The organism is Halalkalibacter sp. HAAS-P014 (assembly GCF_056619965.1).
In genome coordinates this window covers 1-13,298 of sequence record NZ_JBWQTV010000030.1, presented here as the reverse complement: position 1 = coordinate 13,298, position 13,298 = coordinate 1, and the positions used below count along the sequence as shown (strand labels likewise).

Genomic DNA, 13,298 nt, shown 5'->3' with positions numbered 1-13,298 from the left:
AGTTTCGCTTCATTTATCCCTCTTTTTAAACAAACGTTTATTTAAGTGAAAGGGGAGAAATGAATGCTTAGTATAATTGGATTCGCTACGATACTAATCATTGTCATATTACTTTTGAGTGGAAGGATCACTCCGATAATCGGTCTTGTACTAGTTCCGGTCATCGGTGCTTTATTAGCAGGATTTGGTCTTGGGGAGATTGGTATTTTATTCGGTGAAGGTATAGACCGAGTTATGAGCGTTGTTATCATGTTTATTTTTGCTATTCTCTTTTTTGGAGTCATGCAAGATGCGGGGTTATTTGATCCTATTATTAATAAAATGATTGCAATATCGCGAGGGGATGTTATTGCTGTTACAGTTGGTACGGTAATTATTGCTGCAATTGCCCACGCCGATGGATCTGGAGCATCGACATTTTTAATTACCATTCCGGCGCTGTTACCTCTATATAAACGGTTAAAAATGAGTCCATACTTGCTTCTTCTATTAGTTGGTTTAAGTGCTAGTATTATTAACATGGTTCCATGGGGAGGGCCAATTGGACGTACTGCTGCTATATTAGGGGTCGACCCGACCGAGTTATGGAGACCTCTCATTCCGGTACAGATAATTGCAATGATTTTATTAATTGGTTTGGCTGTTATATTAGGAATGCGTGAAAAACGGCGAATTGCAAAACTTACTGAAAGTGAGAGTGCTGAATTAGAAGCAGCAGCTACCCTTGAAATGCCAGCAGAAAATGCTGCTCCTAAAAAGGATGAATCGCTAGCACGTCCGAAGCTATTATGGGTTAATTTATTATTATCTTTAATTGTTGTGTCTTTCTTAGTATGGGGAATCATTCCGGCTGGATTTGTCTTTATGATTAGTTTAAGCATTGCTTTAATCATTAATTATCCGAAAGTAGACGATCAAATGGAGCGTATTAAGGCACATGCTCCGAATGCGCTATTAATGGCAGCTATTATCCTTGCAGCGGGTTCGTTTCTTGGAATATTAGATGGAACTGGGATGCTACAGTCATTAGCGACCGATCTAGTTATGTTTTTACCGGCTTTTGTAGTCCCTTATTTACACCTTATTATTGGTTTCCTTGGGGTTCCGTTTGAGCTTGTGTTAAGTACAGATGCTTATTACTTTGCTTTGCTTCCAGTTGTTGAACAAATTGTTTCTGGATATGGGGTTGAATCAACATCAGCAGCATATGCAATGGTAATAGGAAATATTATTGGTACATTTGTTAGTCCGTTCTCACCAGCTCTTTGGCTAGCTCTTGGTTTGGCTGGGCTTGAGATGGGGAAACATATACGTTATTCTTTCTTCTGGGTATGGGGATTTAGTATCGTACTGATTATTGCTGCGATTTTAATTGGAGTAATATAAAAAAGTTCCAAGATGAAAGATGATTAGTAGTGGTTCTTATTGCTAATCATCTTTTTTTGTAGCTTATACGAGTTGGACAAAGTCATCATAACCTTTCATCAATATGCTAAACTGGTCAAAGTGGCCAGCTATAAATTACAATAGTATTCAATCAACTAAAGTAACTTTGATTAGAGCAAGGGAGCATATATATGAGTAATAAATTGCAAAGTCCTTTAAATAAAAAGGAAGAATGTGTACTTATTGTTACGTCTGTTCCTGCTGAGCAAGAGGCTATTTTACGTGGTCTTGATGGAGCGAGGCAGTTTGAGGTAATTGTTGCAGGGGTAGGACAAGCTGCAGCAGCAGCCAGTGCAGCAAAAGCGTTAGCACTTGGGAATTATCAGACTGTTATCAATGCCGGTATAGCAGGTGGTTTTGAAGGGAAAGTAGAAATTGGTTCACTTGTTATTTCTACTGAGATCATCGCAGCTGACCTTGGTGCTGAGTCCAATGAAGGATTCCTTGGGATAGAGGAGTTGAATTTAGGTTCTTCTACGATTAGAGCCAAAGAAGACCTAGTTCAGCGTATTTCTCATGAAGCATCAAAGGTAGGATTAGCCGTTCACCAAGGGGCGATTTTAACCTTATCAACTGTGACTGGTACCCAAGAAACAGCTGATGATATGGCGAAACGAATTCCTCACGCTGTTGCTGAGGGGATGGAAGGCTTCGGTGTAGCTGAAGCTGCTAAGCAAAATGAAGTGGATGTCATTGAAATAAGATCGATTTCCAATAAAGTAGGGCCGCGCGATCGCGAGTCTTGGCGTATAAAAGATGCGCTCGTAACATTAGAAAAAGTGAGTGCGATATTACCGGAGGTGTTCAAGTGAAAATTGCATTTTCTCCTTGTCCAAATGATACTTTTGTCTTTCATGCGTGGGTGCATGGGTTGATCCCTGGTGCACCGAAGCTTGATGTGACCTATGCCGATATTGATATTACAAACAATTGGGCAGCTGAAGGAAAAGGGCCTGAAATTCAAAAGATCTCGTATGCTGCACTGCCCTGGGTATTGTCCGAATATGCGTTGCTTCCATGTGGTGGAGCACTTGGTAGAGGATGTGGACCACTTGTATTAACAAAGGAACTGACAGCTCACCCAGCAGCTATTTCGGGTAAAAGAGTAGCAGTTCCAAGTGAGCGTTCGACTGCTTATTTATTGTTTCGATTATGGGCTGCCGAAAATGTTCCAGGTGGTGTTGGTGAAATAGTTGTAATGCCATTTGATAAAATAATGCCAGCTGTTCGAGCTGGAGAAATTGATGCGGGGCTTGTGATTCATGAAGCTCGCTTTACGTATCACGAATATGGTTTGAATATGATGACGGACTTAGGTAACTGGTGGGAGTCAGATACAGGCTTGCCTATCCCATTAGGTGCGATTATCGCTCACAAGTCCCTTGATGTTGAAGCGATTGCTAAATGGACGAGAGCTTCTGTTGAATATGCATGGGCAAATCGAGAAGCTTCAAAACAATATATTATGAATCATGCTCAAGAATTAGCCCCTGAAGTGGCTGAATCACATATAAATCTGTATGTGAATGAATTTACGGCAAATTTAGGGGAAGATGGTTATGCGGCGATAGAGGCGTTACTTGGAAGAGCAGCGAATGAAAGGTTAGTCCCAGAATTTGATCTAAATCTTCTACGTAATAAATAATAGAGGCCACTGAAAAAGGTGAAAGTCGTACCTTTTGAAGATGTAAGGAAGAGATAATAGACCTAAAGGCAAGGGCACTCGGCTAGAGTCAGGAAGGCCATGGTTCCACACGCCGTGCGCTTTTTGAAAAATTCGTTCAAAAAGCTTAAAAGAATACGGCGGCTCCATACATGGCTTAGAGGCCACTGGAAAAGGTGAAAGTCGTACCTTTTTCAGTGGCCTCTTTCATATTATGACTTCTTTTTGTGTAAAACTTGTTCTGTTAAAAATCTCACGAATAATTCATCGCGTACGAGCCATGCCAAGTGGTTTCGTTTAATGTGACGTTCTGCTTCTTGAAATGATGCAAAGGTAGATGTATCTGTTTGATTCTTCTCAACGATCCATTTTGTTTCGTTTACTGGATAGATAAAAAAGCGATTTTCTTCGCTATCAGCATAAAGCGAACCCGATGTGCTTTCTTTAACGTTGTGCTGGTTTCTGAAGGCGTCAATACGCAAAGCTTCAATTGGAAATGGCTCGGCAACATATAATTGATAAGCCTCTTTAGTGAGCGAACAACCTGAAGCCTTCGCGTGACCTCCACCACCGAAATAATTGGCCACCTCTGACACGTCGATATGGTCATGAATGGTGCGAAAACTGATCTTTTTTCCACCTAAATTTAGTATAGCGATGTAATCAAGATGTGGACTCTCTTTTCCGAGTTCATTTCCTAACTCGGAATGATATGATTCAGCATGAACAATCCCTACACAGTAATCATGAATGAAAGTTTGAACGAGTTCTCTCCTTTTCCTCCGAATGTAACGTTCGATTTTCGTTTCTTCCATATCAAGAATTTTTTCTTCAAATTCATCGAATGTAAATACTTCATGACTTTGCAGGCGATTTACCATTCTTTCCTCAAATTCATCGATGGAAATCATAAAAAAGAGATCATTTAGTCGCTTTGCTTTGAGAACGTTGTCTTTTTCCCATTCCCAAGTATCCCAAAGGCGTACTAGCTCAACAAAGTCATCTATAGCAGAGGAACGTTCTAATAAGCCCTGGTCAGTTAAATAATCATAGAATAATGAAGTCGCTGCAGCTAATCTACCATCTTCATATTCAACAGTGACAAAGCCCCAGCGATAGTCATTTAAATGGAGAGCTGTTTTGTGGTGATCAAGTAAGGTCGCATCGCCCCCCTTACTGACAAAGTCCTCTATGCGTTTTTCATTTTCGCTATGTACAGACAGATCAGTGATTAACAATGCATCATCTAATCTGTCCTTTTCCAAGAAACGTTCAATTTGAAAATCAAGCCCTTGAACGGAGTTGTAGCGAATATCTACATTGGTACCAAATGCTAAGCGAGCAAGGATACCACAACCAACACCATCTAAATCATTGTGTGAATATAATCGATACATGAAATACCCCTCCTTTCCTGTTAGTATGCTACAGTAAGGGGGGAATATTGAGCCATATAAGAAAAAGTAGTGGACGAAAGAGGAATTTTGAAAAGTTGTTTTAGTAAAATCAATTGCGTGGTGTTATGACAATTCGTTTGTTAAATTGGTCTCTTTTGACTGTGTGATTTTTCGTTTGTAAATGATTTGATTTACGATAATTGAGATAACAATCGCACAGGCAAATCCGATTAATAAACCGACATAACCGTAAGTGAGAAAGCCAATGAAAAGACCAATGATCATTAATAACAAACCTACTCCCATTATATCCCTCCTTAGGTTTAAGTATCCTAACATAAAGTATGGGCTATTGTTACCTTTTGTGTTAGAAAATATACTGCAATTTTTGTGGTTTTATTTATATATGCAAGCAATGTAACATTTATTCCTTAACATAAAATTGGTAATGTAATTGTAACGTTTTTTAAAAGGTGAGATGGTATCATGAATTTAGGATGGTTTTAGATTGGAGGCAATTATGGTAGTGATGCTAGAGAGTATTAAAAATGTAATAACCAATATAGAAAAGGTCGTTGTCGGAAAAAGGCAAGAAATTGAATTAAGTCTTGTGGCGCTTTTTGCGGGAGGGCATGTCTTGTTAGAGGATGTACCTGGTGTTGGAAAAACAATGATGGTAAAAGCAATAGCCCGGTCGCTTGGCGCTGAGTTTAAACGTATTCAATTTACACCTGACCTTTTGCCCTCGGATGTGACAGGTGTGTCGATTTACAATCAACATTCGCAGCAGTTCGAATTTAGGCCTGGACCAATAATGGCCAATATCGTTCTTGCTGATGAAATTAACAGAACTTCACCGAAGACACAATCGGCCTTATTAGAAGCGTTGGAAGAAGCAAGTGTAACAGTGGACGGAGAGACACTTCAATTAGAAAGGCCGTTTTTTGTGATGGCTACACAAAACCCGGTTGAATATGCTGGAACGTTTCCATTACCAGAAGCCCAACTTGATCGTTTTATTATAAAACTAAATTTGGGGTATCCGACCGCACTAGAAGAACTTGAAGTTCTAAGTAGGCTTCAGTATAACGATCCTCTTCTTGAGATAGAAGCAACAATGACAACGACAGAGGTAGTAGAAATCCAAAAGGAGATTATGAAGGTGCTTGTTAGTGAGGGTGTAAAAATGTATTTGATCGACCTTGTTCATGAGACAAGAAAGCATTCTGCTGTTGACCTAGGAGTGAGTCCTCGTGGAACGATCGCATTAATGAGATCTTCGCAAGCATATGCATTCATGCAAGGAAGAGAGTATGTTCTACCCGACGATGTAAAATACATGGCACCGTATGTCCTTTCGCACCGATTAAGATTAACTGCTGAAAGTAAAATGTCTAATGAAACGACTGAATCAATCATTGACTCAATTATTGGCTACGTTCAGATCCCAGTAAATAATAGGGTGACACGCTCGTGAAAAAAGAAATAAGTAATGTTCGTTCGTACTTTAAGTATTTGCTCCTACTGGTATTTGTAGCAGCTGCTTTCTCATATGCGATGTTTCAAGGTGGCTTTGTCAGCTGGTTTCTTTTTTATAGCGTATTAACTATTATCCTATCTACTATTCTTGTTGCGATTTATCCTTTTAAAGTGCACAAGGTTGAGCGTAAGTTGAGCAAGAACGTTTTGAGGGCTGGTGAACAATTAACGGTAACCGTTGTTATTCATAAAAGAGCGCTACAACCATTTTTCTATGTTCGTGTGCAAGATCTGATTCCGGATCAGTTAGGGACCTATACTAAATCAGGGGCCCTCTTTTTCTTTTCTTTTCAAAAGCGATTGGTTTTTTCTTACCCTGTCACTGATGTGAGAAGAGGATCGCATTCTTTTGAGAAGCTAACGCTTGTTTTTGGCGATTTGTTTGGTTTATCTGAGCGATCTAAAACGATGAATTGTCGTACGAAGGTCCTCGTATATCCTCATTTCCGTAAGCTCCGGTCGCTACCTGCTGGTGGAAACTCCAAACAACTTGGAGGGAATAGGTTTCGTAGATCTCTGGAGGAAGAGCGTTCTCTCGTCGGTGTACGTCAATATGTCCCTGGCGATCGCTTAACTTCAATTGATTGGAAGCAGTCTGCGCGTTCCTCGAAGTTGATGACAAAGGAATTTGAATCGTACCATGGTGAAAGGGTTGTTATTGCACTTGATCCTTCAATGAGAAGTACTTCTGAACCGATCTTTGAATATACAGTTGAGTTAGCGGCATCTTTAATGGTTGAACTTGCAAGGAGAGAGGATGGGGTAACTGTAGCTGTAAGGGATCCAGATTGGCTGGCCATTCATGTGACAGAACGATCTATTTCAGAGGGGTTGAAAGTATTTGCGTGTGTAATGCCAAGTTCCCAACCAACACCAATTGTGCATCAAATGTATCAGAATTGGAAAGGGATGAATGTTTACTATGTATGCATGGCAGTTACACAACAATTAATTGATATTTGTAAAACGCTTTTAGGACAAGGAATATACGTTACAGTATGTTTGACTACTGTGAAAGAAGAAGATCGAAGTCTTTTGAAAAAATTAGAGAGCATGGGAATTATTGTTTTTTTAGAACATGAAAGGGGAGGGTAAGTTATGCGATTAGAAAAAAAGCAAGTTAAAGCAGGAAGGGATTTTCTTCTTTACGGCTTAAGCTTTTTGCTTTTAATAGAATGGCTTCTACCTCTCCCGTATATTACTGATACCGGATATATTTATGTGTTTGTTTTTATAACTGCTGTTTTTTTCTTTATTACTTTTTTGCAAGTACCGGTTATCCTTTCCATGTTAATAAAATCAATGATTATCTGTTATGGACTTTACTTAGTTTTTTTTGATGGGCCCTTTTTGACTTTCGATTGGTTTCTTTATCTGATAGTAGATATTAAGAATAATATTGAGTTAATGATAGAAGGTGGTTGGTATGCACTGACCGACATGTTTCGTAGTTTTCTTTTTTTTGTGTTGCTTTCGATCATGAGCTATTTATTATTTTATTGGACTATCCAAGCTAGAAGAATTCTGTTTTTCCTAGTATTCACTATTATTTATATTGCCGTCATTGATACATTTACTATTTATGATGCGACATTTGCGATTATCCGAATCTTTATCATAGGTTTTTTCTTACTAGGTCTAGTGACGATGTATCGGATGATGGAACAACAGGTTACTTATTCGGTGCCGAAATTTTTACCTGTAAGGCTTGCGGTGTTATTGGTGTTATTGATAGGAGTCGGTGGAATATTAGGGATATTATCGCCCAAGCCGGAGCCTCAGTGGCAAGACCCAGTCCCGTTTGTTAGGTCAGCAGTAGGGATGGATGATAATGGTTCGGGTGAAGCGACCCAGCGTATAGGTTATGGAGACAGTGATGAGCAATTAGGTGGTGGATTTGTAGATGATGACACACCGGTCTTTTATGCAGCTGCAGTTGAGGAGCACTATTGGCGTGGTGAAACAAAAGACTTTTATACTGGTAAAGGATGGGAAACAACCACTCCGGCATCAAGAAAAGATTTTATGTATAACGAACAAGGGTTAGGTGTAGCTGATTCACAAACATTAAGTGCTGAAGTTGTTTTTGCTGAGGAGTCTTTAACTTATGATCATGTTTTTTACCCGGGCGAGCTCTTACTTGATAATCGAATAATGAATGTAGAGTTATTTGTAGATGGATACACGGGGAAAGCAAGCACTTATCAAAATGGTCAATCTAGTAATCTTAAACGCTATGATTATGAGTATGTACATCTTAGTTATGATGTTGAAGGACTGAGGTTGTCAAGGGATGAGGATCCCCAGGACATTCATGACTATTATACTCAGCTTCCAGAAAACCTTCCTTCGCGTGTTCATGATTTGGCTATGGATATTGCAGCTGATAAATACAATCGCTTTGACAAAGCAAAGGCAATTGAGTCCTATTTTAGTCGTGCTGATTTTCGCTATGAGACACAAGATGTTCCCATACCGGATGAAGGGCAGGATTATGTAGATCAGTTTTTATTTGAAACAAAGCGAGGTTATTGTGATAATTTCTCCACATCAATGGTTGTCCTATTAAGGTCACTCGATATTCCTGCAAGATGGGTGAAGGGATTTACACAAGGGGAAGTTGTTGATACGTTAGATGATTCGCGTGATGTTTATAAAGTGACAAATGGAAATGCTCATTCATGGGTCGAGGTCTATTTCCCAGAAGTAGGCTGGGTTCCTTTTGAACCAACTCGTGGTTTTGATAACACCTATGACTTTGCTGAACCTGAATGGGAAAATGAAGAGAGAGAAGAAGATGCTGGATTAGAAGGTGGCAATGAACCTGAGTCTGAAGATGTTTTTGCAAATCTTGAGGAAGAAGATGAACAATCTGATGCATCAGAAGGTATTTTAAGGGAGTGGAATATCCCTAGTGGTTCATGGCTTCTAGTTAGTGCGATTGCTTTATTCTTGCTTGTATTCGTTGTTAAAAACAAACGGATTGTCAAATACTATACATTACACAGGTTTAGCCAAAGAAATGATGAAGCTGCCTTTTTGCAAGCTTACGATCGCTTACTTTGGCTGTTGAAATATATGGGGCGAGAACGTAAAGACGGTGAAACACTTAGGGAATATGCGAAGAGAATGGATAGTGAGTTCGAGTCAACAGAAATGATGAGGTTGACGGTTGAGTACGAACAGATTATGTATGGTGGTCATCCAACTACTGCTAGTTGGACGAAACAAAAGCCGAATTGGATTGAGTTTGTTCGGAAAATCGATTCTTGACCCGCTATTAGCACACTGATAAAATGAATCAGTATTTAAAAAGTGTATAAAGATATGACCTTCGTATATCCTTAGGAATATGGCCTAAGAGTTTCTACCGGATTACCGTAAACAATCTGACTATGAAGGCAGAATGAATTGCTAGAATTCTGCCTTCTTGTAACATAGGACAAGTAGGTATAATTCTAGTTTTTTATTTAGAAGGCATACGAAGAAATCAAAAAAGGGTGGGAAAGCATGACTGAATTGAACCAAGAAATGATCGTTGTACTTGACTTTGGTGGACAATATAATCAATTAATTGCAAGACGTATTCGTGATTTAGGTGTGTACAGTGAGTTGCATTCCAATAAGCTAACAGCTGAAGAAATAAAAGCGATGAATCCAAAAGGGATTATTTTCTCTGGTGGGCCGAATAGTGCCTATGTTGAAGGGGCTCCGAAGTGTGACCCAGCGATCTTTGATCTAGGTATTCCGGTTTTAGGAATTTGTTACGGGATGCAGTTAATGACCCAACACTTCGGTGGGAAAGTAGACGCAGCGGATCACCGTGAATACGGGAAGGCGACGATAAAGGTTGAAAACCAATCAAAAATTTTCAAAGGATTACCGATTGAACAATCGACTTGGATGAGTCATGGTGATCTAATTGTTGCTCCGCCAGAAGGTTTTGTTGTGGATGCATTTAATCCGTCCACTCCGGTAGCAGCAATGAGTAATGAAGAACGTAATTTCTATGGTGTTCAGTTCCACCCTGAAGTTCGTCATTCTGAATTTGGAAATGAAATGTTGAAAAACTTTGCTTTTGAGGTTTGTGGATGTAAAGGTGACTGGTCAATGGAGAACTTCGTTGAGGTTGAAATCGAGAAGATTCGTGAGCAAGTAGGAAACAAGCAAGTTCTTTGTGCGTTGAGTGGAGGCGTTGACTCTTCAGTTGTCGCGGTTTTAATCCATAAAGCGATTGGCGATCAATTAACGTGTATGTTTATTGATCATGGTTTGCTACGTAAAGGCGAAGCAGAAAGTGTCATGGAAACATTTAGTGAAGGCTTTAATATGAAAGTGATTAAAATTGATGCGCAAGAGCGATTCCTTGGGAAGTTGCAAGGAGTTTCTGATCCTGAACAAAAGCGTAAAATTATCGGAAATGAGTTTATTTACGTATTTGACGAAGAAGCAGGTCAATTAACAGATATGGATTTCCTTGCTCAAGGAACACTTTATACGGATATTATTGAAAGTGGAACAGACACAGCTCAAACAATTAAGTCTCACCACAATGTAGGTGGTCTTCCGGAAGATATGCGTTTTGAATTAATTGAGCCGCTCAACACCCTATTTAAAGATGAGGTACGTAAACTTGGTACAGAACTTGGAATTCCGGACGAAATTGTATGGCGCCAACCTTTCCCAGGTCCAGGTCTAGGTATTCGGGTGCTTGGTGAAATTACAGATGAAAAACTTGAGATTGTTCGTGAATCAGATGCGATTCTTCGTGAAGAGATTAAAAAGGCAGGCCTTGATCGCGAAATTTGGCAATACTTCACTGCGCTACCAAACATGCGTAGTGTAGGAGTTATGGGGGATGCTAGAACGTATGATTATACTGTCGGTATCCGTGCGGTGACGTCGATTGACGGAATGACTTCTGATTGGGCGCGTATCCCGTGGGATGTCCTTGAAATTATCTCGACGAGAATTGTGAATGAAGTGAAGCATGTAAACCGTGTTGTCTATGATGTAACATCTAAGCCTCCAGCTACGATTGAGTGGGAATAAATAGAAAAAACCGAACATTTTTATTATATCGATAAAAATTGTTCGGTTTTTTATTGACAGCAAACAGATTGATTGGTACACTTCTTTTTGTGAAGAAGAAGTATATTAAAGTACTCTTTTCGTATAATTGTGGGAATATGGCCTGCAAGTCTCTACCAAGCTTCCGTCAAAAGCTTGACTACGAAAAAATCAATCTGTTCCTTTGTTGAAATAGGGCCAGCATGAATTTTTTTGTTAGTTAAGCTTCCAAACGAGATGAATTGGAAGCTTTTTTTCGTTTATATTACAAGTAAGTCAAAAAAATGGGGGAAACATCATGGATCGTTATTTTGGTTTTAAAGAACACGGAACAACTTATAGAAAAGAGTCGGTAGCGGGGTTGACAACTTTTCTCGCGATGGCTTATATCTTATTCGTTAACCCAATGATCTTAGCTGATGCCGGGATGGATATTGGGGCTGTCTTTACAGCGACGGCATTAGCTGCGGCGATGGGAACATTAATTATGGGAGTTGTAGCCAATTATCCTATTGCTCTTGCTCCTGGGATGGGGTTAAATGCATTCTTTGCTTACTCTGTTGTTTTAGGAATGGGGATTGATTGGCAAGTTGCTCTATTTGGAGTTTTTCTATCTGGAATCATTTTTATCTTAATTACCGTCTTGAAAATCCGTGAAGTTATTATTAACGCAATTCCATCTGAACTGAAGTATGCGGCAGCGGCCGGTATTGGTTTATTCATTGCGTTTATTGGGTTGAAAGGTGCTGGTATTGTTGTAGCTTATGAGGCGACAGCTGTTGCTTTAGGTGATTTGCATGCCCCGACAACGCTTCTTGCTGTGTTTGGTGTTGTAGTAACGGTTATCTTAATGGTGCGTGGCTTTAAAGGTGGAATCTTCTATGGAATGGTGATTACAGCTGTAGCAGGGATGGTAACGGGTGTTATTGGAAGGCCGGAGCAAATTGTTGGTGCAATTCCAAGTTTGGCTCCTACGTTTGGCCAAGCGTTTGCGCTAGACTGGTCTTCTGTATTTACAGTACAGTTATTGATTGTTGTGTTGACTTTCTTATTTGTTGACTTTTTTGACACAGCTGGAACGCTTTATGCTGTTGCGAATCAAGCTGGATTTGTAAAAGATAATAAACTACCTCGCGCTGGTAAAGCTTTGTTGGCGGACTCTAGTACTTCTTCGATTGGTGCAATCCTTGGAACGTCAACAACAACGGCTTATGTTGAATCGGCTTCAGGTGTAGCGGCAGGTGGGCGTACCGGGTTCACTTCTGTTGTAACAGCAGGATTGTTCTTGCTTGCGTTATTCTTCTCTCCATTACTTGCGGTAGTAACGGCGGAAGTTACTGCGCCGGCATTAATTGTTGTAGGGATTTTAATGGCGTCTTCATTAAGATTAATTGATTGGAAGAGATTGGAGATTGCGGTGCCGGCTTTCTTGACGGTTGTTGCAATGCCGTTAACGTATAGTATTGCTACAGGTATTGCGATGGGTTTTATTTTCTACCCAGTAACGATGTTAGCTAAAGGAAAAGGAAAAGATGTTCATCCGATTATGTATGTTTTGTTCTTTGTATTCCTTGCTTATTTTATTTTCTTATCAGAGTAAGTGTACGAATATTCAACGAGTGTGATATGATGTCACACTCGTTTTTGTTTGGTTTCGACTAATGTTTTTCGAGACGAGGGAAATTATAATATTTTTATCGAAACTATTGACTATTATAAAAAAGGGTGGTAAATTTAATCTCGTTGTCGAAAAGAAAAACTTTTTGATGAAAAAACGCAAAAAAAGTTGTTGACTTTTTTATATCTGCTTGATATGATATTAAAGTCGCTAACAACGACACACTGAGTTCTTTGAAAACTGAACAAAAGCCAAGCGAATTAAAGAGATATTAAAATCTCGTCAAAGAAATTTACCCAATAGGGAAAATTTCATCCGAATTATTATTGCATTGCTAGTGTGATGCAAATTGAGCTAATCAGCTTACCATTTTCATGGAGAGTTTGATCCTGGCTCAGGACGAACGCTGGCGGCGTGCCTAATACATGCAAGTCGAGCGAACCGATTAAGAGCTTGCTCTTATGAGGTTAGCGGCGGACGGGTGAGTAACACGTGGGCAACCTGCCCTGTAGACTGGGATAACATCGAGAAATCGGTGCTAATACCGGGTAATAGAATGAACGCG

10 protein-coding genes, 1 rRNA gene and 2 riboswitches are annotated in these 13,298 nt (G+C 39.7%); of the genes, 9 read left to right on the top strand and 2 right to left on the bottom strand.

The features are described from left to right. Positions 1-63: 63 nt before the first annotated feature. From AC1FXZ_RS20775 to AC1FXZ_RS20765, 3 genes are all read left to right on the top strand, one after another. Positions 64-1,386: a CitMHS family transporter gene (locus AC1FXZ_RS20775; RefSeq protein WP_480057235.1), complete on the top strand. Its 1,323-nt coding sequence runs from the start codon at positions 64-66 to the stop codon at positions 1,384-1,386. Positions 1,387-1,577: 191 nt separating this feature from the next. Next, complete coding sequence (locus AC1FXZ_RS20770) at positions 1,578-2,258, top strand: futalosine hydrolase (RefSeq protein ID WP_480057233.1); 681 nt, start codon at positions 1,578-1,580, stop codon at positions 2,256-2,258. Beyond that, positions 2,255-3,091 carry a 1,4-dihydroxy-6-naphtoate synthase gene (locus AC1FXZ_RS20765; RefSeq protein ID WP_480057231.1) on the top strand — a complete coding sequence of 279 codons (837 nt, stop codon included), beginning with the start codon at positions 2,255-2,257 and terminating at the stop codon, positions 3,089-3,091. The genes AC1FXZ_RS20770 and AC1FXZ_RS20765 overlap by 4 nt, the downstream gene beginning before the upstream one ends. A 230-nt stretch (positions 3,092-3,321) precedes the next feature. On the opposite strand, the gene AC1FXZ_RS20760 is transcribed toward AC1FXZ_RS20765, so the two are convergent. Both AC1FXZ_RS20760 and AC1FXZ_RS20755 read right to left on the bottom strand, forming a co-directional pair. After that, on the bottom strand, positions 3,322-4,506 hold the full coding sequence (locus AC1FXZ_RS20760; protein ID WP_480057229.1) for a DHH family phosphoesterase: 1,185 nt from the start codon (positions 4,504-4,506) through the stop codon (positions 3,322-3,324). A gap of 123 nt (positions 4,507-4,629) precedes the next feature. Further along, complete coding sequence (locus tag AC1FXZ_RS20755) at positions 4,630-4,812, bottom strand: hypothetical protein (protein WP_480057227.1); 183 nt, start codon at positions 4,810-4,812, stop codon at positions 4,630-4,632. A 214-nt stretch (positions 4,813-5,026) separates the two neighbouring features. Between AC1FXZ_RS20755 and AC1FXZ_RS20750 the strand changes: the two genes are divergently transcribed. From AC1FXZ_RS20750 to AC1FXZ_RS20725, 6 genes are all read left to right on the top strand, one after another. Further along, positions 5,027-5,983: an AAA family ATPase gene (locus tag AC1FXZ_RS20750; RefSeq protein WP_480057225.1), complete on the top strand. Its 957-nt coding sequence runs from the start codon at positions 5,027-5,029 to the stop codon at positions 5,981-5,983. After that, positions 5,980-7,140 (top strand): DUF58 domain-containing protein, encoded by a 1,161-nt coding sequence (locus tag AC1FXZ_RS20745; RefSeq protein WP_480057223.1) that lies wholly within the window; start codon positions 5,980-5,982, stop codon positions 7,138-7,140. The genes AC1FXZ_RS20750 and AC1FXZ_RS20745 overlap by 4 nt, the downstream gene beginning before the upstream one ends. A 3-nt stretch (positions 7,141-7,143) precedes the next feature. Next, positions 7,144-9,318 (top strand): DUF4129 domain-containing transglutaminase family protein, encoded by a 2,175-nt coding sequence (locus AC1FXZ_RS20740; RefSeq protein WP_480057221.1) that lies wholly within the window; start codon positions 7,144-7,146, stop codon positions 9,316-9,318. 41 nt (positions 9,319-9,359) lie between these two features. Further along, positions 9,360-9,461, top strand: a riboswitch (purine riboswitch). A 94-nt stretch (positions 9,462-9,555) separates the two neighbouring features. Then, positions 9,556-11,097, top strand: coding sequence for a glutamine-hydrolyzing GMP synthase (guaA, locus tag AC1FXZ_RS20735; protein WP_480057219.1), 1,542 nt, complete (start codon positions 9,556-9,558; stop codon positions 11,095-11,097). Positions 11,098-11,196: 99 nt separating this feature from the next. After that, a riboswitch (purine riboswitch) is annotated at positions 11,197-11,298 on the top strand. A 115-nt stretch (positions 11,299-11,413) separates the two neighbouring features. After that, complete coding sequence (locus tag AC1FXZ_RS20730) at positions 11,414-12,715, top strand: NCS2 family permease (RefSeq protein WP_480057217.1); 1,302 nt, start codon at positions 11,414-11,416, stop codon at positions 12,713-12,715. A gap of 389 nt (positions 12,716-13,104) precedes the next feature. After that, positions 13,105-13,298: ribosomal RNA gene (locus tag AC1FXZ_RS20725) — 16S ribosomal RNA — on the top strand; the annotation flags it as partial.

Bases quoted from the DNA above. Each gene is read 5' to 3' on its own strand.
- AC1FXZ_RS20775 (WP_480057235.1), top strand. From the start codon at position 64: ATGCTTAGTATAATTGGATTCGCTACGATACTAATCATTGTCATATTA.
- AC1FXZ_RS20770 (WP_480057233.1), top strand. From the start codon at position 1,578: ATGAGTAATAAATTGCAAAGTCCTTTAAATAAAAAGGAAGAATGTGTA.
- AC1FXZ_RS20760 (WP_480057229.1), bottom strand. From the start codon at position 4,506: ATGTATCGATTATATTCACACAATGATTTAGATGGTGTTGGTTGTGGT.
- AC1FXZ_RS20755 (WP_480057227.1), bottom strand. From the start codon at position 4,812: ATGGGAGTAGGTTTGTTATTAATGATCATTGGTCTTTTCATTGGCTTT.
- AC1FXZ_RS20750 (WP_480057225.1), top strand. From the start codon at position 5,027: ATGGTAGTGATGCTAGAGAGTATTAAAAATGTAATAACCAATATAGAA.
- AC1FXZ_RS20740 (WP_480057221.1), top strand. From the start codon at position 7,144: ATGCGATTAGAAAAAAAGCAAGTTAAAGCAGGAAGGGATTTTCTTCTT.
- guaA (WP_480057219.1), top strand. From the start codon at position 9,556: ATGACTGAATTGAACCAAGAAATGATCGTTGTACTTGACTTTGGTGGA.
- AC1FXZ_RS20730 (WP_480057217.1), top strand. From the start codon at position 11,414: ATGGATCGTTATTTTGGTTTTAAAGAACACGGAACAACTTATAGAAAA.